This is a genomic window from Modestobacter marinus, assembly GCF_011758655.1.
In the GTDB taxonomy this organism is placed as follows: Bacteria; Actinomycetota; Actinomycetes; order Mycobacteriales; family Geodermatophilaceae; genus Modestobacter; species Modestobacter marinus.
In genome coordinates this window covers 2765813-2787834 of record NZ_JAAMPA010000001.1, presented here as the reverse complement: position 1 = coordinate 2787834, position 22022 = coordinate 2765813, and the positions used below count along the sequence as shown (strand labels likewise).

The following is a 22022-nucleotide window of genomic DNA, read 5'->3' as shown; positions in this document are numbered from 1 at the left end:
GGAAGGCGCCGGGGAGACGTCCGGACAGACGACGAGGGCCCGGCCGGTGCGGCCGGGCCCTCGACGTCGATCAGGGAGTGCGGACTCCCGTCAGCGGGAGATGTGCTTGCGCCCCGTGGCCATGACGTAGACCCCGAGCACGATGATCGCGCCGATGATCGACCCGATGATGCCGGCGGTGCCCAGCTCGAACCCGTTGCCGGTGAACAGGCTGCCGAGCAGGTTCCCGACCAGCGACCCGACGATGCCGAGCACGATCGTGAGCCCGATGCCGAGGTCCTGCTTGCCGGGGACGACGGCGCGGGCGATGAACCCGGCGATCAGACCGACCACGATCAACACGATGATGTTCCAGAGCACGAGTGCCTCCTCGTTCCGACGGCGGACCGTCATGCGTCCTGGCGTCTCCAGAAGCGATGATCATGTCCCCCGCCGCCGGGACGCCCAAACGCCGAGTTGATCAACGTTCATCACATCGGGTGACCGGAAACCGGGCCGGACCCGTCCGTCATCGAGCTGCGCAGACGTCGGTGTGACGCTCCGTCACGAGCGTGGCGCCCCTCCCGGCCGGCGCACTCGACTCACCCGCCGCCCTCGGTGCACAGCTCACCGGACATGCAGACGGCTCGGCTGGGGCCGGGCTCCCACTCCTCGACGTCGGCCGACCGGCTCTCCAGCTCGACGGTGCGGCCCCCCGGGAGGTCGGTGCCGGCCGGGCAGGTCACCGGTTCGGTGGTCACGCTGCCCAGGTCGCCGCCCGAGCCGTACGCCACCGTCACCAGCAGGCAGGCCCCCAGGTCCACCTGGTCGTAGGACAGCCCTCCCCCGGTGAACGCGCTCGCGTCGATGGTCCGGACGAAGGTGATCGAGTCCTCGTGGAAGGAGGTCTCCACCGAGTAGTCGTACTGGTCGAGCGACTCCTGCGCCGCCTCCCCGGTGGGGGCCGGGTCCTGGGCGCGGCGCTCGAGGAAGCCGCCGTGCACACCGTCGAGCCGGGCCTGCAGGTCCTCGGTCGCCAGCTCCTCCGCCGACGCACTGCACCCGGACAGCCCGAGGGCCAGGCAGAGCGCGACCAGCGGGGCCCGGGCCGGCAGACGGAGCACAGCGGCAGCATGCCAGTGGAACGGTCGGGCTACCGATCAGTAACGTGGGTCACATGTCGCTCCGCCAGCAGCAGTCGGCCACCGTCCCGGGCGCTCCCACCGGAGAGGTGGACCGGCCCGATGCGACCGGGACGTTCGAGTCGACGGACCCGGCCACCGGCGCCGTCGTCCAGGTGTTCCCCGTCCACGACGCCGCGGCCGTCCGGGAGACCGTCGGCCGGGCGCACGCCGCCGCGGCGACCTGGGCGGCGCTCGGCTTCGCCGAACGGCGGCTCCGGCTGGCCGCCTACCGCGGCCACCTCGCCCGGCGGATGCCCGAGCTCGCCGACCTCGTGCACCGGGAGAACGGCAAGCCGCACGCCGACGCGGTCCTGGAGATCACCCTCGCCGTCGACCACCTGGCCTGGGCAGGCGCCCACGCGGAGCGGACCCTCGGCCGGCGCCGGGTCCGGTCCGGGGCGCTGGCGGCCAACCACGCGGCGTACCTGGAGTACCAGCCGCTGGGCGTCGTCGGCGTGATCGGACCGTGGAACTACCCCGTCTTCACCCCGATGGGCTCGATCGCCTACGCGCTGGCCGCCGGCAACGCCGTCGTCTTCAAGCCCAGCGAGTTCACCCCGGCGGTCGGCGCGTGGCTGGTCGCGGCCTGGCGCGCCGCGGTCCCCGACGTCGCCGACGTCCTCCAGGTGGTGACCGGCTTCGGCGAGACCGGTGCCGAGCTCTGCCGGGCCGGCGTCGGCAAGCTCGCCTTCACCGGCTCGTCCGCCACCGGCCGGAAGGTGATGGCCACCTGCGCCGAGACGCTCACCCCCGTGCTCATGGAGTGCGGTGGCAAGGACGCGATGATCGTCGACGACGACGCCGACGTGAGCGCCGCCGCCGACGCCGCGGTGTGGGGCGCGATGAGCAACGCCGGGCAGACCTGCATCGGCATCGAGCGGGTCTACGCCACCAGCGCGGTCCACGACCGGTTCGTCGCCGAGGTCACCCGCCGGACGGCGGCGCTGCGGCCCGGCTCGGACGACGGCGCCAGCTACGGCCCGATGACCATGGCGAGCCAGACCGACATCGTCCGCCGGCACGTGGACGACGCGCTGGCCACCGGCGGACGGGCGGTGACCGGCGGCACCGTCGACGGCGGGCTCATCGCCCCCACCGTGCTGCTCGACGTGCCGGAGAGCTCCGCCGCCGTCCGGGAGGAGACCTTCGGCCCCACGCTCACCATCACCGAGGTGGCCGACGCCGAGGAGGGCCTGCGCCGGGCCAACGACTCCACGATGGGGCTGGGTGGCTCGGTGTTCAGCGGGTCGGCGGACCGGGCGATGGACCTCGCCCGTCGCATGCGCAGCGGGATGACCTCGATCAACTCGGTGCTCACCTTCGCCTCGGTGCCGGCGCTCCCCTTCGGCGGGGTCGGGGAGAGCGGCTTCGGCCGGATCCACGGCGAGGACGGGCTGCGTGAGTTCACCCGGGCCAAGGCGATCACCCGGCAACGGGTCGGGCTGCCGGTGGACCTGATGAGCTTCGACCGGCCGGCCGGCGCCGCCCGTGCCCTCGCCGGGGTGGTGCGACTGGTGCACGGCCGCCACCGCTGACGCACCGGCCGCCGGCCGCCGGCCGCCCTGGGCGAGTGACAGCTCAGCGGGCCCACCGCCGCGGGAACGCCCCGCTGAGCTGTCACTCGCCGCACCGGACGAGGGCCCAGGGGCCGGGTCGTCGGTGCGGACGGCGGCCTCGTCGCGGTGACGCCGAGCGGTCACCCCGATGTGACCAGTCCCTCCCCCGGCTGCGCCCGGTCACCGGCCGGGTCTGGCAGAGTGAGGGCACCGGCGCCGCCCCCCGCTCATCCGAGAGCAGGTGGACTCGACGTCGGCGCGAGGCTGCGCCACCGAGGCGCGCCGGCGACCCGACGTCCGCCCCGGAAGACGTACAGCGGCCCAGCGATGGTGCCCTGCGCCCGGTGGACGAACGGTGGCCACCGGAGTGTTGAGGACCCCCAGATGACCAACGCGTTCCCCCCTGCCCAGAACGACAGCGCTGACCGCCCGCGCCGTCGCGCCACCCGCCCGTCCGCCACCCCCTCCGCGCCTGCCGCGCCGGCCGCCCACACCCCCGCCGGCCCGCCGGCCGGGGGCAGCGCGGAGGGCAGCCGCCGCCGTCGGGGCGGCCGGGGCCGCGGTGCCGGCCCCCGCCCCGAGGGCCAGCCGGCCGCTGCCCGCGCCCCGCAGGACGCCGCACCCCGCGCCGCCGAGTCCGTGCCCGCCGCCCCGGTCGTGCCGGCCGGCGACGTGGCCACCGTGCTGCCCACCGACACCACCTTCGCCGAGCTGGGCGTGCCCGCCCCCCTCGTCGAGGTGCTCACCGCCAGCGGCATCACCGCGCCGTTCCCGATCCAGGTCGCCACGCTGCCGGACACCCTGGCCGGCCGGGACGTGCTCGGCCGCGGCCGCACCGGCTCGGGCAAGACGCTGGCCTTCAGCATCCCGCTGGTCGCCCGGCTGGCCGCCTCCAGCAGCAAGCGCCAGCCGAAGCGCCCGCGCTCGCTGATCCTGGTGCCGACCCGCGAGCTGGCCAACCAGGTCAACGCCGTCGTCGACCCGCTGGCCCGCGCGCTGGGCATGCGGTCGACCGTCGTCTTCGGTGGCGTCGGGCAGAACCCGCAGGTGCAGGCCCTGGCCGGCGGCGTCGACGTGCTCATCGCCTGCCCGGGCCGGCTGGAGGACCTCATCGGCCAGGGTCACGCCGACCTCGGCGCCGTCGAGATCACCATCCTCGACGAGGCCGACCACATGGCCGACCTGGGCTTCCTGCCCGGCGTCAAGCGCCTGCTGGACCGCACCCCCAAGGTCGGCCAGCGGCTGCTCTTCTCCGCCACCCTGGACAACGGCGTCGACGTGCTGGTCAAGCGCTACCTGGACCGGCCGACCACGCACTCGGTCGACCCGGCCGTCGCCCCGGTCTCGACGATGACCCACCACGTGTTCCGGGTCGACGCCGCCGACAAGGGCCAGATCGTGCAGGAGCTGGCCTCCGGCCTGGGCCGCAGCGTGCTGTTCACCCGCACCAAGCACCAGGCCAAGAAGCTGGCCAAGCAGCTGACCGCCGCCGGGGTGCCCGCCGTCGACCTGCACGGCAACCTCAGCCAGAACGCCCGCGAGCGCAACCTCGAGGCGTTCAGCAACGGCGACACCCGGGTGCTGTGCGCCACCGACATCGCCGCCCGCGGCATCCACGTCGACGACGTCGCGCTGGTCGTGCACGTCGACCCGCCGTCGGAGCACAAGGCCTACCTGCACCGCTCGGGCCGCACCGCCCGGGCCGGCGCCGGCGGCATCGTGGTCACCATCGCCACGCCCGACCAGGCCGGCGAGGTCCGCACCCTGGCCCGGCAGGCCGGGATCACCCCCGAGGTGTCGGCGATCAAGCCCGGCGCCCGGGAGATCACCGCGCTGACCGGTCCGGCCGCCCCCCACGTCGAGCCCGCCCCCGCGCCGGCCCCGCAGCCGCAGGGCACCGGTGGAGGCAGCAACGGCGGTCGCCGCCGGCGCTCCGGTGGCGGTGGCGGCGCGGCGCCCGCCTCCTCCTCCGGCGGCGGCCGTGGTGGTCAGACCCGCTCGGCCGGTCCGGCGCGGACCCGGGCCGAGCTCGCCGCCCGGGCCGGCCAGGCCCCCAGCGGGGCCGGCCGCGGCCGTGGGCGCACCGGACGCTGACCTCCCGCTGATCACCCCGGGCTGAGGGCGGTCTCGGCACAGCCGAGGCCGCCCTCAGCCCGTTCTCGTGCCCGGCCCTGGCTGCGGCCGCGGCCGCCCCCGGCTCGTGCCCGACCCCGGTCGCGCGACCGCCCGGCGAGCGCGACGATGATGTTGAGCACTTCAGCATCCCCGTCCCGATAGAGGTCGCCATGCGCCTGCCCATCACCCCCAGCGAGATCGCCCCGCGCATCGCCACCGGCGCGTTCATCCTCAACTCCGGCCTCGGGAAGCGCGGCGCCGACGAGGCCACCGCGGCCGGTCTGCACGGCTTCGCCGCCGGCACCTACCCGGTCCTGAAGAAGGTCCCGGCGACCACCTTCGCCAAGGGGCTGTCCACGGCCGAGATCACCATCGGCGCCCTCCTGCTGACCCCGCTGGTGCCGACCGCGGTCGCCGGCGCCGCGCTCACCGGCTTCTCCGCCGGGCTGCTGGGCCTCTACCTCCGCACCCCGGGGATGACCAAGCCCGGCCGGAGCGTGGCCCCCACCCAGGACGGGCTGCCGATCGCCAAGGACGTCTGGATGCTCGGCATCGGCCTCGGCCTGCTCACCCAGGCCCTCACCGGTCGGGAGACCCGGGTCGCCACGCGCCGGGCCGGCCGGTCCCGCCGCAGGTAGGCGGACCGGTCAGCCGGCCTGCTCCTCGACCACCTCGGCGAGCAGGCCGGCCAGCAGCCCGGCGACGTCGTCCGGGCGGGTCTGCGGCGTCATGTGCGCAGCACCGGGCAGCTCGACCAGCCGGCCGCGGGGAGCCGACCTGGCCAGGTGCCCCGCCCAGCCCGCGGGGCACAGCGCGTCCCGGGTCCCGCGGACGACCAGGACCGGCACGTCCACCCTGCGCAGCCGCTGGTCGATGGGGTCGGGCGCGGTCCGGCGCCAGAGGGCGGTCATGTCCCTCGGCCCGGTCCGCAGCCACTGCGCGACGATCACCGGCACCTGCCACCACTGCTCCCGCACCGCCGTGCGCAGCCACCGGCCGGCCAGCACCGGCAGCCGGCGCATCCGCGGGTCGGTGGTCGGGCCGAGCAGCAGCAGGCCGGCCACCCGGGCGTCCCGCGCCGCGGCGGCCGCCACCACCTGGCAGCTCTGCGAGTGCGCGACCAGCACGCAGCGGCCCGGGCCGAGCGCGGCCAGCAGCTGGTCGGTCAGCTCCGCCAGAGGGCCGACCGGCCCTCGCGCGCCCATGCCCGGCAGCCGCAGCACCACCCCGCCGGCCCGCCGCCGGACCCGCGCCCAGGAGCGTTCGTCCAGACCGAGACCGGGAACGCACACCACGTCGGGAACAGGGTTCGCCTCCAGGCTGCTCACCTTGATGCCGACTGTGTCCGGGACGACGGTGCCCCGCGGCGGAGGGCGCCCGCACGTTCCGGAGCAGTAGTGGGAGGATCAGTCATCATGACGACATCAGGAGCCAGTGTGACCACCGTGACCCAGTCCACCGGACGCCGACCCCAGGTCGTCATCATCGGGTCCGGGTTCGGCGGTCTCTTCGCCGCCCAGCGCCTGAAGAAGGCCCCGGTCGACGTCACGCTCGTGGCCAAGACCAGCCATCACCTCTTCCAGCCGTTGCTCTACCAGGTGGCCACCGGCATCCTCTCCGAGGGCGAGATCGCCCCCGCGACCCGGGAGATCCTGCGCGACCAGGACAACGCCCGGGTGGTGCTCGGTGAGGTCACCGACATCGACCTGACCGCGCGCACCGTCACCTCGACCGTCCTCGGCCGCACCACCGTGCACCCGTACGACGAGCTGATCGTCGCCGCCGGCGCCGGGCAGTCCTACTTCGGCAACGACCAGTTCGCCGAGTTCGCCCCGGGCATGAAGAGCATCGACGACGCCCTGGAGCTGCGCGGCCGCATCTTCGGCGCCTTCGAGCTGGCCGAGCTGGCCACCGACCCGGGCGAGATCGACCGGCTGCTGACCTTCGTCGTCGTCGGCGCCGGCCCGACCGGGGTGGAGATGGCCGGGCAGATCGCCGAGCTGGCCCGCCGCACCCTGCGCAAGGACTTCCGCCGCATCGACCCGACGAGCGCTCGGGTGATCCTGCTCGACGCCGCGCCCAAGGTGCTGCCGCCGTTCGTCGACAAGCTCGGCCAGAAGGCGCACCGGCAGCTCAACGAGATCGGCGTCGAGGTCCAGCTGGGCGCGATGGTCACCGACGTCGACGCCGACGGCATCGTCGTCAAGGACGGCGACGGCCACGAGCGCCGGATCCACGCCGCCACCAAGATCTGGGCGGCGGGCGTGCAGGCCAGCCCGCTGGGCAAGATCCTCGGCGACCAGTCCGGTGCCGCGGTCGACCGCGCCGGCCGGATCTCGGTGCAGGACGACCTCACCCTGCCGGGCCACCCCGAGGTGCACGTGGTCGGCGACATGATCTCGCTGAAGCGGCTCCCCGGCGTCGCGCAGGTCGCGATCCAGGGCGGCAAGTTCGCCGCGGACGCCGTCAGGGCGCGGATCGCCGGCCGGCCCACCGCCCCGGAGTTCACCTACTTCGACAAGGGCAGCATGGCGACCATCTCGCGGTTCCACGCGGTCGCCGACACCTGGAAGTTCCAGTTCGGCGGCTTCCTCGCCTGGGTGCTGTGGCTCGTGGTGCACGTCATGTACCAGGTGGGCTTTAAGAACCGGTTCACCACGGTCATCCACTGGGCGGTCAGCTTCCTGGGCCGCGGGCGCTCGCAGCGCACCGCCACCCAGCAGCAGGTCTACGGCCGGCTGGCGCTGGAGGAGCTCGGCGCCGACTTCGAGGTCTCCAAGACCGGCGGCCAGCGCCACCTCGGCGAGCCGGTCGACGTGACCGGGCGCGACTCCGCCTGAACCACCCCGCCCCGACGACGACGGCCCCGGTCCCGCAGCTGCGGGACCGGGGCCGTCGTCGTGCGGCAGGTCAGAACGGGTAGGCCGGCAGGTCCCCGCGCAGCGTGACCCACTGGGTCTCGGTGAACGCCTCGATGTTGGCCTGCGGGCCGCCGTGCCGGGAGCCGGTGCCCGAGGCGCCCACCCCACCGAACGGGGCGACCGCCTCGTCGTTGACCGTCTGGTCGTTGATGTGCACCAGGCCCGACGGGATCCGCTCGGCCAGCTGCAGCCCGGCGTAGACGTCACGGGTGAGGATGCCCAGGCTCAGCCCGTACTCGGTGCCGGCCGCCATCGCCGCCACCTCGTCGAGGGAGGAGAACGGCGTCACCGGCGCCACCGGGCCGAAGATCTCCTCCTGGTAGGCCGGGGAGTCGACGGGCACGTCGCCGAGCACGGTCGGCCGGTAGAACAGCCCCTCGTACGTCCCGCCGGTGCGCACCGTGGCGCCGCTGTCGACGCTGGCGGTGACCAGGCCGTGCACCCGGTCGCGCTGGCCGGCGTCGATGATCGGCCCGAGCGCCACCTGGTCGCGCCAGGTGTCCCCGACCGGCAGGTTCTCCACCTTGCTGGTGAGGACGGCGGTGTACTCCTCGGCGATCGACTCGTGCACCAGGTGCCGGCTGGTCGCCATGCAGATCTGCCCCTGGTGGGCGAAGGTGCCCCACGCGCCGACCGAGGCCGCGGCGGTCACGTCGACGTCGCCCATCACGATGAGAGCGGAGTTGCCGCCCAGCTCCAGGTGCGCCCGCTTGAGGTGCTGCCCGGCGAGCGCGCCGACCGAGCGGCCGGCCTTGGTGGAGCCGGTGAAGGCGATGACCCGGACGGCGGGGTCGGTGACCAGGGCCTGCCCGACGTCGGCGCCGCCGGGCAGCACCTGGAACACCCCGGCCGGAAGCCCGGCCTCCTCGAAGACCCGGGCGAACACCGCGCCGCCGCAGACGGCGGTGCGCGGGTCGGGCTTGAGGACCACCGCGTTGCCCAGCGCCAGGGCCGGGGCGATGGCCCGGATGGCCAGGATGGTCGGCACGTTGAACGGCGCGATGACCCCGACCACGCCGGCCGGCACCCGCCGGGCGAAGGACAGCCGGGGCGAGCCGCTGCGCAGCAGCTCGCCGTAGGGGTGGCTGGGCAGCGCCGAGGCCTCGTAGCACTCCTGGGCGCTGGTGTGCACCTGGAAGTCGCCGAAGGGCTGGATGGCGCCGGACTCGCGGGCCAGCCACTCCTTGATCTCCGCGGTGTGCTCGGTCAGCAGGTCCCCGGCCCGGCGGAGCACCGCGGCGCGCTGCTCGAACGGCAGCGCGGCCCACTCCCGCTGCGCCTGGACCGCGCGGGCGCCGGCCTTCTCCACGTCGGCGGGGGTCGCCTTGCCGACCTCACCCAGCTCGGCCCCGGTGGCCGGCTCGACCGCGGTGTAGGTGCCCCCGCTGCCGTCGGTCCAGGAGCCGGTCCAGATCTTGCCGCGCCACGCGCCGTCCTCGAGCAGTGCCATGTGTTCCTCGTCTCGTCGGTGAGTCGTCGATGCCGGTTGTGTCACCTGCGCGCCCGGCTGTCACCCCGGCTTCCGCGGGGCGGAAGCCGAGGACCGCGTCGTGCGCGCGGTCAGCGGTGCTGCCGGCGGCTGCCCCCGTGCCAGTCCTCCTGCTCGCCGGTCGCACCGGCGGCCACGCCGAAGGCGGGCAGCTGGGGCCGCTCCCGCAGGCTCCGCTTGAGCTCGGCGAAGCCGGGGAAGCTCGCCAGGCCGACCACGTGGTCCCACAGCTGGACGGCCTCCTCCTCCGACGGGAGCCGGCTGATCACCGGGCCGAAGAAGGCCACGCCCTCCGGAGGCTGGAAGTGCAGGATCGGGGTGCCGACGTCCTTGCCGGTCAGCGCGAGCGCCTCGTCGGTCTCGGCCTGGACCGTCGCGTCCCAGGAGTCGTCGTCCAGCGCGGCCGCCAGCTCGGCCGGCAGGCCGACCTCGTCGAGCACCGGGGCGAGGAACTCGGGGGTGCCCCGGCGCGCGCGGTTCTCCTCGGCCTCCGGGCGCACCTCGAAGACCTGCCGGCCCAGCGCCTCGTACAGGCCACCCACCACCTCGGGGCCGTGCTCGGCCCGGGCCCGGGCCGCCACGCGGAGCAGCCGCAGCCCGGCGGTGTGCCCGGCCTCGTACTCGGGCGGGAACTGGGCCGCGTAGTCGACGTGGGCGTTGAGCAGGCGCAGCGAGATGAACCGCCACTCGACCTGGTGGTCGCGCTGGGCGCCGACCATCCGGACCCACTTGCTGGTCATCCAGGCGAAGGGGCACACCGGATCGAAGTAGAAGCGCAGATCGGCCATCCCCCGACCGTAGCCCGGCCCCGGCACACCCACCTGCGGGACGGCGACCCGGCCGGGTGTCACCCGGAGGGGTCGGCCCGGCGGCCCGGTGGTGCAGGCTGCGGCGCGGCGCGCCGATGCACGCGGTGACATGGAGAGCAGCGGGTGGACGAGGTGAGAGCGGACCGACGGGTCCCGGCGCGGGTCGGGCTGTTGGCGCTGCTGTACGGGTCGGGCGGGCTGTTCTGCCTCGCCGGGGCGCTGCGGCCGGTGGACCCGGAGACGCCGGTGGCCCTCGCCGGTGGGCTGGCCGTGGTCGGCATCGGCGGCGCGGTGGTCCTGCTGCTCCGGGGCGGCCGGCTGTCGGCGGCCGGCGGGCACACCGCCCTCGTCGTCGTCTCGCTGCTGGTGGCCGTCCTGGCGTCCCGGTCGGTCACCGCCGTCGGCGTCGTCGGGCTGGGCCCGGTGCTCATCGCGATCGGGCTCTACGCCGCGCACTTCTGCTCCCTGCCGGCGGCCCGGGTCCACGCCGGGCTGGCGGTGGGGACGACGAGCGTCGGCGCTGCCGTCAGCCTGCCGTCCACCGCCGCCCTCCCGTGGGTGATCACCGCGGTCAGCGCCCTCCTCCTCACCGAGGCCCATGCGCGGCTGAACCGGGACCTGCGCACGGACGCGGCGACCGACCCCCTCACCGGCCTGGCCAACCGCCGGGCCTGGGAGGCCGAGGCCGGCCGCACCCTGGCGCGTGCGCTGCGCAGCGAGGAGCCGATGACGGTCGTCGTGCTCGACCTCGACGACTTCAAGGCGGTCAACGACCGCGACGGGCACAGCGCCGGCGACCGACTGCTGCAGGAGGTGGCCGGTCACTGGCAGGCGCGGCTCCGCACCGCCGACCTGCTCGGCCGGTACGGCGGCGACGAGTTCGTGCTGTGCCTGCCCGCCACCGACGCCCCGGGGGCGCAGGAGGTCCTGGAGCGCCTGGCCGGCGGCCCGATCGGCTGGTCGGCGGGGACGGCGACCGCCCGGGCCGGCGACTCGCTGGCCACCCTGCTGCAGCGCGCGGACGCCGAGCTCTACGCCGGCAAGCGACGGCGGACGACGACCCGTCGCGACGGCGGCAGCTGACCCACAGCCCCCTCGGGGCAGGATGGGACCTCCGCGGACCCGGCTGTTGCATGGCGCAGGGCCGGAGCTCAGTCCCCGGCCTCGGCCAGCTCGGCCGCGCGCGCCGCGGCCCGGTCCCGGATCGCGGCCGCGGTGTGCGCGCGACGGACGGCGGCGTCCCGCCGGCGTTCGGCCTCCGTGACCGCACCGGCCGCCTCGCCGGCCTGCCGCTCGGCCCGGCGGAGCTCCTCGGCGAGCCGGGCGGCCCGCTCCTGGTGCTCCTCGCGCCGTCCGGCCGCCTCGACCAGGTGCCGTTCGGCCGCCTCGACGGCGGCGTCGGCGTCGCGGGCCACCCCGGCGGCCTCCTCGGCGTCCCGCCGGGCCTGCGCCAGCTCCCGGCGACGGCGTTCCTCGGCCTCCCGGCGGCGCTCCTCCTCCTGGCGGCGCGCCTCCTCCCGACGCCGCTCGGCCGCTCCGGCCTCGCCCACCGCGCCCTTCCCGGTCGCCGCGGCGGCGGTCGCCCGGGCCGGGGTCCGCTCGGTCCGGGGGTCCGGGGTCGCCGACCCGCTGCGGACGGGGGTCGCCACTGCGCCGCTGAGGTCGACCGGCCCCAGGCCGCTGTAGGACAGCGCCGTGGTGAGTCGGCCGGCCCGCAGCGCCACCCCGGCGTCGGGGTCGGCGATCGCGGCCCGCAGGGTGCTCTCCACCTGGTCGGCGACCGCGCTGCTGACGTCGTGCCCCTCCCGGTGCGCCACCGCGCGCGCCTCCCGCGCCAGCGCCGCGACCACCTGGTTGCGCTGGCGGCCCAGCGCGCGCAGCTGCTCGGCGGAGAGGTCGGCCTGGGCCCGGCGCAGCAGCTCCCCGAGCTCGAGCAGCTGGTCGACCTCCCCGGGCCGGCGGCGGGCCAGCAGGTTGCACACCCAGGCCGCGGTCGTCGGCTTGGGCAGTGCGGCGACCGCCTTGGCCAGCTCCTTGTCCCCGGCGGCCCGGACCCGGTCGCGGGCGGCGGTGCGGGCGGCGACGAACTCCTCGGGCGGGACGGCGTAGAGCTCCTCGGCGATGTCGTCCAGCCCGGCCACCGGCACCCCTCCCATCGTGTCCCCCGCCCGCCGTCCCGACCTGCACGGCGAGCGCGGTTGCATCATGCCGCCGACGACGCCCGGGAACCGGCCGCAACCGGGACTTGTTCTATTCGGCATAGAACAGTTAGATTGCTGTCGTGCTGGTGCGCATCGACCCCGACTCCCCGGCACCGCTGCACGCGCAGATCTCCGCGGCCGTGCGGCGGGGCATCGCCGCGGGCGAGATCGCGCCGGGCGAGCGCCTCCCCGGCGCCCGCGACCTGGCGGCCTCGCTCGGGGTCAACCTGCACACCGTGCTGCGCGGCTACCAGGAGCTGCGGGCCGAGGGCCTGGTCGAGCTCCGCCGCGGCCGCGGCGCCCAGGTGCGCCCGGACGCCGCACCGGCGGTCGCCGCGCTGCGCCAGGCCGTGCACGCACTGGTCGAGGAGGCGCGGCGGCTCGGGCTCAGCGCGACCGAGGTGACCGAGCTGGTCAGAGAGGCGATGGCATGAACGACGGCAGGAACGACGGCGTGGACGACGACAGGGACGAGGGCATGGACGACGCGCAGGGCACGGATCCCACGGGCGGCCGCCGCCCCTCCCGCCGGGCACGGGAGGTCGTCGCCGTCGCGCTGCCGCTGGCCGTCTGGGCGGCCGGCGCGGCGCTGGTGGCCACCTGGCGGCCGGAGCTGCCGACGCCGGTCGCGGTCCACTGGGGCCCCGGCGGCGACGCCGACGGCTTCGCCGCCCCGCTGCGCGCGGTGCTGGTCACCGGCGTCGTCCCCGCGCTGGGGTCGCTGGCCACGGCCCTGGTCCTGCGCGCCCGGCGGGTGGCCGCCCCCGAGCGCCGGCTGGCCGCCGGCTCGGCGACCGGGATCTCGGTGTTCTGCGTCGGGCTCGTCGTCGGCAGCCTGGCCGGGCAGCGCGGCCTGGCCGACCCGGCGGCCGCCCCCTCCCCCACGCTGGCCGCCGTCGTCGCCGGGCTGCTCGCCGTCCTCGCCGGCACGGCCGCCGCCCGGCTGCTGCCGGGCACGCCGCCGGGGGCGGCGCGGGCCTCCAGCGCCCCGCCCGAGTCGGCGCCGCGGCTGCCCGTCGCCCCTGGCGAGCGGGCCGTCTGGTCCGGCCGGGCGACGATGGAGCCGGTCGGCCTCGCCGCGCTCGGCACCGGCGGCCTGGTGGTCGGCGCGCTGGTGGTCCTCGGCACCGCACCGGCCGCGCTGCTGCTGGTCCCGGCAGCGCTGCTCGGCGTCGGCCTGCTGTTCGGCTCCGCCCGCGTCTGGGTCGACGAGCGGGGGGTGACCGTGCGCTCCCCGCTGGGCCGCCCCTCCTGGCAGGTGCCGCTCGCCGACGTCGCCGAGGCCACCGTCGCCGACGTCCGGCCGCTGCGCGACTTCGGCGGCTGGGGCTACCGGGTGGGCCGGGACGGGCGCCGCGCCGTGGTGCTGCGCGGGGGTGTGGCGCTCGAGGTGGTCCAGGGCGACGGACGCCGCTTCGCCGTCACGGTGCCGGGCGCCCGGCAGGCCGCGGCGCTGCTCAACACCCTGGCCACCCGGCAGCGCACCTGACCCTGCTCGTCGTGGCCACCAGTCCACCCGGCGGCGCTTCGTCGCCGCGCACGAAGAGCGTGCGCAACGCGGGCAGCAGGCTCACCCCATGGGTCGACCACTCGCGCTCGAGGACGTGTACTCCCTGCAGCTGCCGGGCGAGCCCACCATCTCCCCCGACGGGCGCTGCGTGGTCTACGTGCTGCGCACCACCGACGCCGCGGCCGACACCGACCGGCATGCGCTCTGGTGGGTCCGGGCCACCGGCGACGGCTGGGGCGCGCCGGCGCCGCTGACCCGGGGCACCGCGGACACCAGCCCGGCCTTCTCCCCCGGCGGCGACCGGATCGCCTTCCTCCGCCGCGGCGACGGGCCGCCGCAGCTGCACCTGCTGCCGGTCGACGGCGGGGAGGCCGAGCAGCTGACCGACCTGCCCGCCGGTGCCGGGGCCCCGGTGTGGAGCCCGGACGGCGAGCGGATCGCCTTCCCCGCACCGGTCCGTCCGGCCGACGCCGACGAGCACGCGCCGATCAGCACGACCCGGCTCGGCCACAAGGCCGACGGTTCGGGGCTGCTGCGCGGCGTCCGCCAGCACCTGCACGTGCTGGAGCTGGCGACCGGTGAGGTGCGGCAGCTGACCTCCGGCGACTGGCACGCCGGCCGGCCGGCCTGGTCGCCCGACGGCACCCGGCTGGCCTTCGCCGCCGCGACCGACCCCGACGCCGACCTCACCCACCGCACCCCCGCGCACGTGGTCGACGTCGCCGGCGGCCCGCCGCGCCGGGTCGGCGACGGCCTCGGCCTGGCCGGCCCGATGGTGTGGACCGCCGACGGCCGGGCGCTGCTGGTCGCCGGCCAGCCCACCGTCTCGGTCGACCACACCGGGCTGCTCGTCCAGCCGCTGGACGACGTCCCGGCCGAGCGCGACCTGGCCGCGCCGCTGGACCGCAACGTCATGCCGGGCGGCCCCGGCTACCCGGGCGGGCTGCCGCAGCTCACCCGGGACGGCGCCGAGGTCGTCTTCTGCGTCCGCGACCGGGGCTGCTCGCACGCCTACGCCACCGCCGTCGACGGCTCGGCCCCGCCCCGCCCGGTGCTGACCGGTGCCGACGTCGTCGTCTCCGGGCTGTCGGTGGCCGGTGCGGCCGACGTCGCCGCCGTCGTCCTGGCCGACCCGGGCACCTACGGCGAGGTCGGCGTGGTCGACCTGCACTCCGGCGCCGTCACCCGGCTCACCACGCACACGGCGACCGCGCTCCCCGACGTCGAGCTCGTCGTGCCGCAGCCCCGCACGTCCACCGTGCACGACGGCACGAAGGTGCACGGCTGGCTGCTGGTCGACCCGGCGACCGAGGGCCCGGCGCCGCTGCTGGTCGACGTGCACGGCGGTCCGCACAACGCCTGGTCACCGGCGGCCGACGCCGCCCACCCCCACCACCAGGCCCTGGTGGCCGCCGGCTGGGCGGTGCTGCTGGTCAACCCGCGCGGCAGCGACGGCTACGGCCGCGCGTTCCTCACCAGCGCCGTCGGCGGCTGGGGCACCGCCGACGAGCGCGACGTCCTCGACCCGGTCGACCAGCTGGTCGCCGAGGGGGTGGCCGACCCGGCGCGGCTGGTGCTCACCGGCTACAGCTACGGCGGCTTCATGACCTGCTGGCTGACCGGCCGCACCGACCGGTTCGCCGCCGCGATCGCCGGCGGCGTGGTCGCCGACCTGACCAGCATGAGCGGCACCAGCGACGCCGGGGAGGTGCTGGCGCTGGAGTACGGCGACGCGGTGACCGACCCGGAGGCCGTCCGGGCGCACTCCCCGATCACGAACGTGCACCTCGTCCGCACCCCGACGCTCGTACTGCAGGGCGGCGCCGACGAGCGCTGCCCGGTCGGCCAGGCCGAGCAGTGGTTCACCGCCCTGCGCAGCCAGCGCGTCCCGACCGAGCTGGTGCTGTTCCCGGGCGGCTCGCACCTGTTCATCCTCGACGGCCGCCCCTCGCACCGGGTCGGGTACAGCCGGCGGCTCATCGACTGGGCGCAGCGGCACGGCGCCGGGCACCCCGTGCCGGCGGACGAGCCGGTGTCGGTCCCCGGCGGACTGTTCGCGCTGCGCCCCCCGGGTACGCAGGAGCGGACGGCGGTCACCTCCGCCCAGCTGTCCGACGGCAGCATGCACGCCGGTGGCCGCGCCGACCCGAGGAAGGGCTGATCCCGGTGACCCACCTGCTCCCGCACGACGTCCGGCCGACCGAGTTCGACGCGCTGCTGCCGGCGATGCTGGCCGACCTCGAGGAGCTGGTGAGCGTCGAGTCGCCCTCGGCCGACCTGGCCGCGGTGGCCGCCGGCGCCGCCCGGGTGGCCCAGCTGGGCGCGCGGGCGCTGGGGGCCGAGCCCGAGGTGCTGCTGCACGAGGGCTGCACGCACCTGCGCTGGCGGCTCGGCGCGGGCCCGCGCCGGGTGCTGCTGCTCTGCCACCAGGACACCGTCTGGCCACTCGGCACCCTGGCGGAGCTCCCGTGGTCGGTGACCGACGGGGTGGTGCGCGGGCCGGGCTGCTTCGACATGAAGGCCGGCATCGTGCTGGCCTTCACCGTGCTGGCCCGGCTGCGGGCCGCGGGCCACGACCTGGACGGGGTGACCGTGCTGGTCACCGGGGACGAGGAGATCGGCTCCCCGACGTCGGCGGACCTGATCCGGGCCGAGGCCGCCGGCTGTGCCGCGGTGCTCGTGCTGGAGGCCAGCGCCGACGGCGGTGCGCTCAAGACCGGCCGCAAGGGCGCCTCGATGTACGACCTGCTGGTCACCGGCCGCGCCGCCCACGCCGGCCTGGAGCCGGAGAAGGGCGTCAGCAGCACGGTCGAGCTGGCCCACCAGGTGCTGGCGATCGCCGACCTGGCCGACCCGGCGCAGGGCACCACGGTCACCCCGACGGTGCTCACCTCGGGCACGACCACGAACACCGTCCCGGCCACCGGCCGGCTCAGCGTCGACGTGCGGGCGCTCACCGCCGCCGAGCAGCAGCGGGTCGACGCCGGGATGCGCGCGCTGACACCGCAGGTGCCCGGCGCTGTCCTCCAGCTGCGCGGCGGGATCAACCGGCCACCGCTGGAGGAGGCCGCGTCGGCCGGGCTGTTCGCCCTGGCGAGGGCGGTGTCGGCCCGGCTGGGTCTCCCGGCGCCGGCCGGCGTCACCGTCGGCGGTGCCTCGGACGGCAATTTCACCGCCGGGATCGGGGTGCCCACGCTGGACGGGCTCGGTGCGGTCGGGGGCGGGGCGCACGCCGTCGGCGAGCACGTGCTCGCCGACCAGCTGCCCGGCCGGGCAGCCCTGCTCGCCGGCCTGGTGCGGGCGGTGCTCGACGGCGGGGGCCTCGGTGTCCCGGACGAAGAGGCACCCGGTGAATGAGCACCCCGCACCAAGCCGGGCCGGGTCCGCGGCACCGACCATGGGCGGTGTGACCGACCTGATCGACGGGCCCGCGGTGCCCCTGCCCGCCGGCGTGCCCGCTCCGGGCGCCGCCCGGGCCGGTGCCGCGGTCGCCGCGGCCGCCGCCGCGGAGGCCGCGGGCGGCGCGCGGGTGCAGGTCGTCGCGCTCACCGACCTGGCCGACCTGCGGGCCGTCCAGGCGCTCTTCGACTCGATCTGGCACCCGGCCCCGGACAACCCGCCAGTGACCATCGAGCTGATGCGGGCGCTGACCAAGGCCGGCAACCCGCTGTTCGGCGCCTACGCCGACGGCCGGCTGGTGGGCGCCAGCGTGGCCTTCTTCGCCGCCCCGGCGGGCACCGCCCTGCACAGCCACGTCACCGGCGTCGCCCCGTCGGCCCAGCGGCACAGCGTCGGCCGGGCGCTGAAGCTGCACCAGCGGGCGTGGGCCCTGCAGCACGGCCTCGACCGGATCGGCTGGACGTTCGACCCGCTCGTGCGCCGCAACGCCTGGTTCAACCTCGGTCGGCTCGCCGCGACGCCGGTGGAGTACCTGCCGGACTTCTACGGGCCGATGCACGACACGATCAACGCCGCCGACCAGTCCGACCGGCTGCTGATGTGCTGGTCGCTGGAGGCCCCCGCGGTGGTGCGCGCGGTCGCCGGGCAGCCCGTGGACGTCGACCTGCCCGCGCTGCTGGCGGCCGGCGCGGCCACCGTCCTGGCCGCGGGGCCCGGTGGGAGCCCGGAGGTCCGGCCGGCGGTGCCCGGGGTCCCCGCGCTGATCGCCGTCCCGGCGGACGTCGAGGCGCTGCGCGCGCGGGACCCCGCGCTGGCCGCGGAGTGGCGCACCGCCGTGCGGGTGGCCCTCGGCGGTGCGCTGGCCGCCGGGAGCCGGGTGCGGGCGTTCGCCCGCGAGGGCTGGTACGTCGTCGACGGCCCGGGTACCCCCGGCGCCCCCGAGGCCGGGAGGGCCACACCGTGAAGCTCGAAGCCGTGGAACTGCGCCGGATCCGGATGCCGCTGGTGGCGCCGTTCCGGACGTCGTTCGGCAGCCAGACCGCCCGGGACATCCTGCTGGTGCGGGCGCGCACCGACGTCGGCGAGGGCTGGGGCGAGTGCGCCGCGCTGCCGGACCCGCGCTACTCCGCCGAGTACGTCGACGGCGTCGCCGACGTGCTCCGCCGGTTCTTCCTCCCCACGGTCGCCGCGGTCCCCGACCTCGACGCGAACGCGGTCGGGCGGGCACTGGCCCCCTTCTCCGGGCACTGGATGGCCAAGGCCGCGATCGAGACGGCCGTGCTGGACGCCGAGCTGCGCGCGGACGGCCGGTCCTTCGGCTCGTTCCTCGGCGCCGCCGTCGACCGGGTGCCCTGCGGGGTCTCGGTCGGGATCATGGACTCGGTCCCGGAGCTGCTCGACGCGGTCGGCGGCTACCTGGACCAGGGGTACCTGCGGATCAAGCTGAAGATCGAGCCGGGCTGGGACGTCGAGCCGGTCCGGGCGGTCCGCGAGCGCTTCGGGGACGTGGCGCTGCAGGTCGACGCCAACACCGCCTACGCCGTCTCCGACGCCCGGCACCTGGCCCGGTTGGACCCCTTCGACCTGCTGCTGATCGAACAGCCGCTGGACGAGGACGACGTGCTGGGCCACGCCGAGCTGGCCCGCGCGGTGCGCACGCCGATCTGCCTGGACGAGTCGATCACCTCGGCCCGCTCGGCGGCGGCGGCGATCCGGCTGGGCGCCTGCTCCATCGTGAACGTGAAGCCGGCCCGGGTCGGCGGGTACCTGGAGGCCCGGCGGATCCACGACGTGTGCGCCGCGCACGGGGTGCCGGTGTGGTGCGGCGGGATGCTGGAGACCGGGCTGGGCCGCGCGGCGAACGTGGCGCTGGCCGCGCTGCCGAACTTCAGCCTGCCCGGGGACACCTCGGCCTCCGACCGGTACTACGCCACCGACATCACGCCGCCCTTCCGGCTGGACGACGGGCACCTGCGGGTGCCCACCGGCCCCGGGCTGGGGGTCGAGCCCGACGCCGCGCTGCTCGAGGAGGTCACCACCTCGGTGGAGGAGATCGACCTCCGCTGACTGCACCCGTTCGTCCGCGCGGACGAACAGCGCGCCTCCGAGTCGTGCGCCGGCACTGCCCCGGCGGGCGCCGCCGCCCCTAGGGTCGGCCCGGTGAGCCTGCCTGCGAGCCCGGTCCCGGGTCTGTCCCCGCTCGCCGCCACCCCTCCGGCGGCGGCCCGTGCCAGCCTCGGCCACGTCCTGGATCACCTGGGCACCACCCTGCTGGAGGTGGTGGCCGGCGACCCGACGGCCGACCTGGCCGAGCAGGGGGTCGGCGGGCTGGTCATCCACGACCCGGTCGACCCCCCGGCGCTGCCCTCCCGGGCGCTGGTGCTGGGGGTCGGCGTGCACGAGCCGGACGCCGTCCTGGACCTGCTGGAGCAGACCGCCGCCGCCGGTGGGGCGGGGCTGGTCGTGCGGGCGCCGGCGCCCCTGGACCCGCGGATCGCCGCGGTCGCCGCGCGCACCGGCACCGTGCTGCTCGCGCTGACCCGCGGGGCGAGCTGGAACCAGCTGGCCACGTTGATCCGGTCGCTGCTGGGCGAGGGGGCGGTCGGGACGGCGGGCCCGGAGTCGATGGGCGGGGTGCCGGCCGGTGACCTGTTCGCCCTCGCCAACGCGATCGCCTCACTGCTGGACGCGCCGGTGACCATCGAGGACCGCAGCTCGCACATCCTCGCCTTCTCCGGCCGCCAGGACGAGGCCGACGAGTCGCGCATCCAGACGATCCTGGGCCGTCAGGTGCCCGACCGGTTCACCCGCCGGCTCGAGGCGCACGGGGTGTTCCGGCAGCTGTACGCCAGCGACCGCCCGGTGTGGATGTCACCGGAGGTGCTCGGGATGCCGGAGGTGACCGTCGCCCGGGCGGCGGTCGCGGTACGGGCCGGCGACGAGATCCTGGGCACCATCTGGGCGGCCGTGGACGAACCGCTGGACGCCTCGCGCGAGCGCAGCCTGGTCGACGCGGCGAAGCTGGTCGCCCTCCACCTGCTGCGGATGCGGGCCGGTGCCGACGTGGAGCGGCGGCTGGCCAGCGAGCTGGTCGCCACCGCGCTGGAGGGCGGGCCGGGCACCGTCGACGCGCTGAGCCGGCTCGGGCTGGCCGACCGGCCGCTGATCGTGCTGGCGATGGGGCTGACCGAGGGCACCGACGAGCAGGGCGCGCTCACCCTGGCGCGACGCGAGGCCGAGCGGCAGCGCTCCGCGGACGCGCTGGCCGTGCACCTGACCGCGCTGCACCCGGGCTCCGTCGTCGCCCTGGTCGGCGGGGTCTGCTACGCCGTCCTGCCGGTCGGGGCCGACGCAGCGACGGCCGACGTGCGGGCCGCCGCGGTGGCCACCGAGTTCCTGCAGCGCACCGGTGGCCGGGTCCCCGGGATGGTCGGCGTCGGCACCGTCGCCCTGGACGTCTCCGCGCTGACCCGCTCCCGGGACGCCGCCGACCGGGCACTGCGGGTGCTGCGCCACGGCACCACCTCGCGCCGGGTGGCCCGCGCCACCGACGTGCACATCGAGTCGCTGATGCTGCAGCTGGCCGACCTGGCCGCGGCCGAGGGGCACCAGGCCTCGGGGCCGGTGGCCCGGCTGGCCGAGTACGACGCCGCGCACCGCGCCCAGCTGGTGGAGACGCTGCGCGCCTGGCTGGACGCCTTCGGCGACGCGATCGCCGCCGCCGCGCAGGTGCACGTGCACCCCAACACCTTCCGCTACCGGCTGCGCCGGATCGCCGAGGTGGGCGGGATCGACCTCGGGGACGCCAACTCCCGGTTCGCCGCGATGCTGGAGCTGCGGCTGCTGCGCTGGTGAGCCCCGGTCAGCCGGCGCGGGCGAAGCGCTGGGACCACTCGGCGAGCCGCTGGCGCAGCTCGTCCGGGGCGACCACGGTGAACTCCGCGCGCACCGCGCCGAGCACCAGGGCGGGCCAGTCCAGGTCGTCGGTCTCCATCCGCAGCCGGCACCGGTGCGGGCCGTCGTCGGTGACCCGCACCCACCGTCCGACCCGGTCGCGGACCACCGCCGCGGGGGCCTCCACCACGGCCTCGACGACGGTGGGCGTGCGGAACCGGTCGATGCCGGCCCGCACGAACGCGGCGGCGTCCTCGGCCGGCAGCGGCCGCGGCGCGAACCGGGCGCCGCTGCCGTGCACGCCGGACATCCGGTCCAGGCGGAAGGTGCGCCAGTCACCCCGGGCCGGGTCGAACGCGACCAGGTACCAGCGCCGGCCCAGCGGGACCAGCCGGTGCGGTTCCACCAGCCGCGCCTCCGGTGGTCTCCCGGCCGGGGTGTAGGTGAACTCCAGCCGCTCGGACTCCCGGCAGGCCTGGGCGGCCGCCACCAGCAGCTGCGGGTCGATCGCGGGGCCGCCGTCGGACCACGGTGGCGCGGGCACCGTCATCGCCTGCAGGGACTCGACACGGCGGCGCAGCCGGGCCGGGAGCACCGGCACCACCTTGGTCAGCGCCCGCACCGAGGCCTCGGCCATCCCGGCTCCCGCCCCGGCCGCCGCAGCCTGCAGGGCGACGGTGAGCGCGACCGCCTCGTCGTCGTCGAGCACCAGCGGGGGCAGCGCGGCGCCCGCGGCCAGCCGGTAGCCCCCGTCGGCCCCCGGTCGGGCCTGCACCGGGTAGCCGAGCTCGCGCAGCCGGTCGACGTCACGGCGCAGGGTGCGCACCGAGACCCCGAGCCGGCCGGCCAGGTCGCCGCCGGCCCAGTCACGGCGGCCCTGCAGCAGGGAGAGCAGCCGCAGCGCACGGGCGGTCGGGTCGGTCATGCGCTCAGCTTCGCATCCATTGGGGACAGGATCTGGCACC

At 76.4% G+C, this 22022-nt stretch carries 19 protein-coding genes; 12 read left to right on the top strand and 7 right to left on the bottom strand.

Features of this window, described 5'->3' with window-relative positions; translation table 11 throughout:
• Positions 1 to 90: 90 nt before the first annotated feature.
• Together FB380_RS13185 and FB380_RS13180 are read right to left on the bottom strand one after the other, a co-directional pair.
• Positions 91 to 393, bottom strand: coding sequence for a GlsB/YeaQ/YmgE family stress response membrane protein (locus tag FB380_RS13185; RefSeq protein WP_208382837.1), 303 nt, complete (start codon positions 391 to 393; stop codon positions 91 to 93).
• A 188-nt stretch (positions 394 to 581) separates the two neighbouring features.
• Positions 582 to 1103, bottom strand: a complete 522-nt coding sequence (locus FB380_RS13180; RefSeq protein WP_166755423.1) for a hypothetical protein — start codon at positions 1101 to 1103, stop codon at positions 582 to 584.
• 53 nt (positions 1104 to 1156) lie between these two features.
• Between FB380_RS13180 and FB380_RS13175 the strand changes: the two genes are divergently transcribed.
• The 3 genes from FB380_RS13175 (at position 1157) to FB380_RS13165 (ending at position 5472) form a co-directional block, all read left to right on the top strand.
• On the top strand, positions 1157 to 2698 hold the full coding sequence (locus tag FB380_RS13175; RefSeq protein ID WP_166755422.1) for an aldehyde dehydrogenase family protein: 1542 nt from the start codon (positions 1157 to 1159) through the stop codon (positions 2696 to 2698).
• 405 nt (positions 2699 to 3103) lie between these two features.
• Entirely contained in the window at positions 3104 to 4813 is a 1710-nt protein-coding gene (locus FB380_RS13170) for a DEAD/DEAH box helicase (protein WP_208382836.1), read from the top strand.
• Between the two features lie 191 nt (positions 4814 to 5004).
• Positions 5005 to 5472 carry a hypothetical protein gene (locus FB380_RS13165; protein WP_166755421.1) on the top strand — a complete coding sequence of 156 codons (468 nt, stop codon included), beginning with the start codon at positions 5005 to 5007 and terminating at the stop codon, positions 5470 to 5472.
• A 9-nt stretch (positions 5473 to 5481) separates the two neighbouring features.
• Here FB380_RS13165 and FB380_RS13160 read toward each other — a convergent pair whose 3' ends face one another.
• A complete protein-coding gene (locus tag FB380_RS13160) occupies positions 5482 to 6162 on the bottom strand; it encodes an alpha/beta fold hydrolase (protein WP_166755420.1) in 681 nt (226 codons plus the stop codon).
• Positions 6163 to 6270: 108 nt separating this feature from the next.
• Between FB380_RS13160 and FB380_RS13155 the strand changes: the two genes are divergently transcribed.
• A complete protein-coding gene (locus tag FB380_RS13155) occupies positions 6271 to 7674 on the top strand; it encodes an NAD(P)/FAD-dependent oxidoreductase (RefSeq protein ID WP_229682253.1) in 1404 nt (467 codons plus the stop codon).
• A gap of 70 nt (positions 7675 to 7744) precedes the next feature.
• Here FB380_RS13155 and FB380_RS13150 read toward each other — a convergent pair whose 3' ends face one another.
• Positions 7745 to 9205: a benzaldehyde dehydrogenase gene (locus FB380_RS13150; protein WP_166755418.1), complete on the bottom strand. Its 1461-nt coding sequence runs from the start codon at positions 9203 to 9205 to the stop codon at positions 7745 to 7747.
• Between the two features lie 110 nt (positions 9206 to 9315).
• Entirely contained in the window at positions 9316 to 10032 is a 717-nt protein-coding gene (locus FB380_RS13145; protein ID WP_166755417.1) for a mycothiol-dependent nitroreductase Rv2466c family protein, read from the bottom strand.
• A gap of 144 nt (positions 10033 to 10176) precedes the next feature.
• Between FB380_RS13145 and FB380_RS13140 the strand changes: the two genes are divergently transcribed.
• Complete coding sequence (locus FB380_RS13140) at positions 10177 to 11136, top strand: GGDEF domain-containing protein (RefSeq protein WP_166755416.1); 960 nt, start codon at positions 10177 to 10179, stop codon at positions 11134 to 11136.
• A 68-nt stretch (positions 11137 to 11204) separates the two neighbouring features.
• Here the strand turns inward: FB380_RS13140 and FB380_RS13135 are convergent, their stop codons facing one another.
• Positions 11205 to 12209 (bottom strand): hypothetical protein, encoded by a 1005-nt coding sequence (locus tag FB380_RS13135; protein ID WP_166755415.1) that lies wholly within the window; start codon positions 12207 to 12209, stop codon positions 11205 to 11207.
• 125 nt (positions 12210 to 12334) lie between these two features.
• Here FB380_RS13135 and FB380_RS13130 point away from each other — a divergent pair, with 125 nt between their 5' ends.
• The 7 genes from FB380_RS13130 (at position 12335) to FB380_RS13100 (ending at position 21018) form a co-directional block, all read left to right on the top strand.
• Positions 12335 to 12688, top strand: coding sequence for a GntR family transcriptional regulator (locus tag FB380_RS13130; RefSeq protein WP_166755414.1), 354 nt, complete (start codon positions 12335 to 12337; stop codon positions 12686 to 12688).
• Positions 12685 to 13743 (top strand): DUF1648 domain-containing protein, encoded by a 1059-nt coding sequence (locus FB380_RS13125; protein WP_166755413.1) that lies wholly within the window; start codon positions 12685 to 12687, stop codon positions 13741 to 13743. The genes FB380_RS13130 and FB380_RS13125 overlap by 4 nt, the downstream gene beginning before the upstream one ends.
• 88 nt (positions 13744 to 13831) lie before the next feature.
• The gene (locus tag FB380_RS13120) at positions 13832 to 15925 is read left to right on the top strand and encodes a S9 family peptidase (RefSeq protein ID WP_166755412.1); all 2094 of its coding nucleotides are present in this window, start codon (positions 13832 to 13834) and stop codon (positions 15923 to 15925) included.
• A gap of 5 nt (positions 15926 to 15930) precedes the next feature.
• Positions 15931 to 17121, top strand: coding sequence for a M20 family metallopeptidase (locus tag FB380_RS13115; protein WP_229682255.1), 1191 nt, complete (start codon positions 15931 to 15933; stop codon positions 17119 to 17121).
• Between the two features lie 40 nt (positions 17122 to 17161).
• Positions 17162 to 18127: a GNAT family N-acetyltransferase gene (locus FB380_RS13110; protein WP_166755411.1), complete on the top strand. Its 966-nt coding sequence runs from the start codon at positions 17162 to 17164 to the stop codon at positions 18125 to 18127.
• Positions 18124 to 19230 (top strand): o-succinylbenzoate synthase, encoded by a 1107-nt coding sequence (gene menC / locus FB380_RS13105; RefSeq protein ID WP_166755410.1) that lies wholly within the window; start codon positions 18124 to 18126, stop codon positions 19228 to 19230. The genes FB380_RS13110 and menC overlap by 4 nt, the downstream gene beginning before the upstream one ends.
• A gap of 93 nt (positions 19231 to 19323) precedes the next feature.
• Positions 19324 to 21018 carry a PucR family transcriptional regulator gene (locus FB380_RS13100; RefSeq protein ID WP_208382835.1) on the top strand — a complete coding sequence of 565 codons (1695 nt, stop codon included), beginning with the start codon at positions 19324 to 19326 and terminating at the stop codon, positions 21016 to 21018.
• A gap of 7 nt (positions 21019 to 21025) precedes the next feature.
• On the opposite strand, the gene FB380_RS13095 is transcribed toward FB380_RS13100, so the two are convergent.
• Positions 21026 to 21982: a helix-turn-helix transcriptional regulator gene (locus FB380_RS13095; RefSeq protein WP_166755409.1), complete on the bottom strand. Its 957-nt coding sequence runs from the start codon at positions 21980 to 21982 to the stop codon at positions 21026 to 21028.
• Positions 21983 to 22022 lie beyond the last annotated feature (40 nt).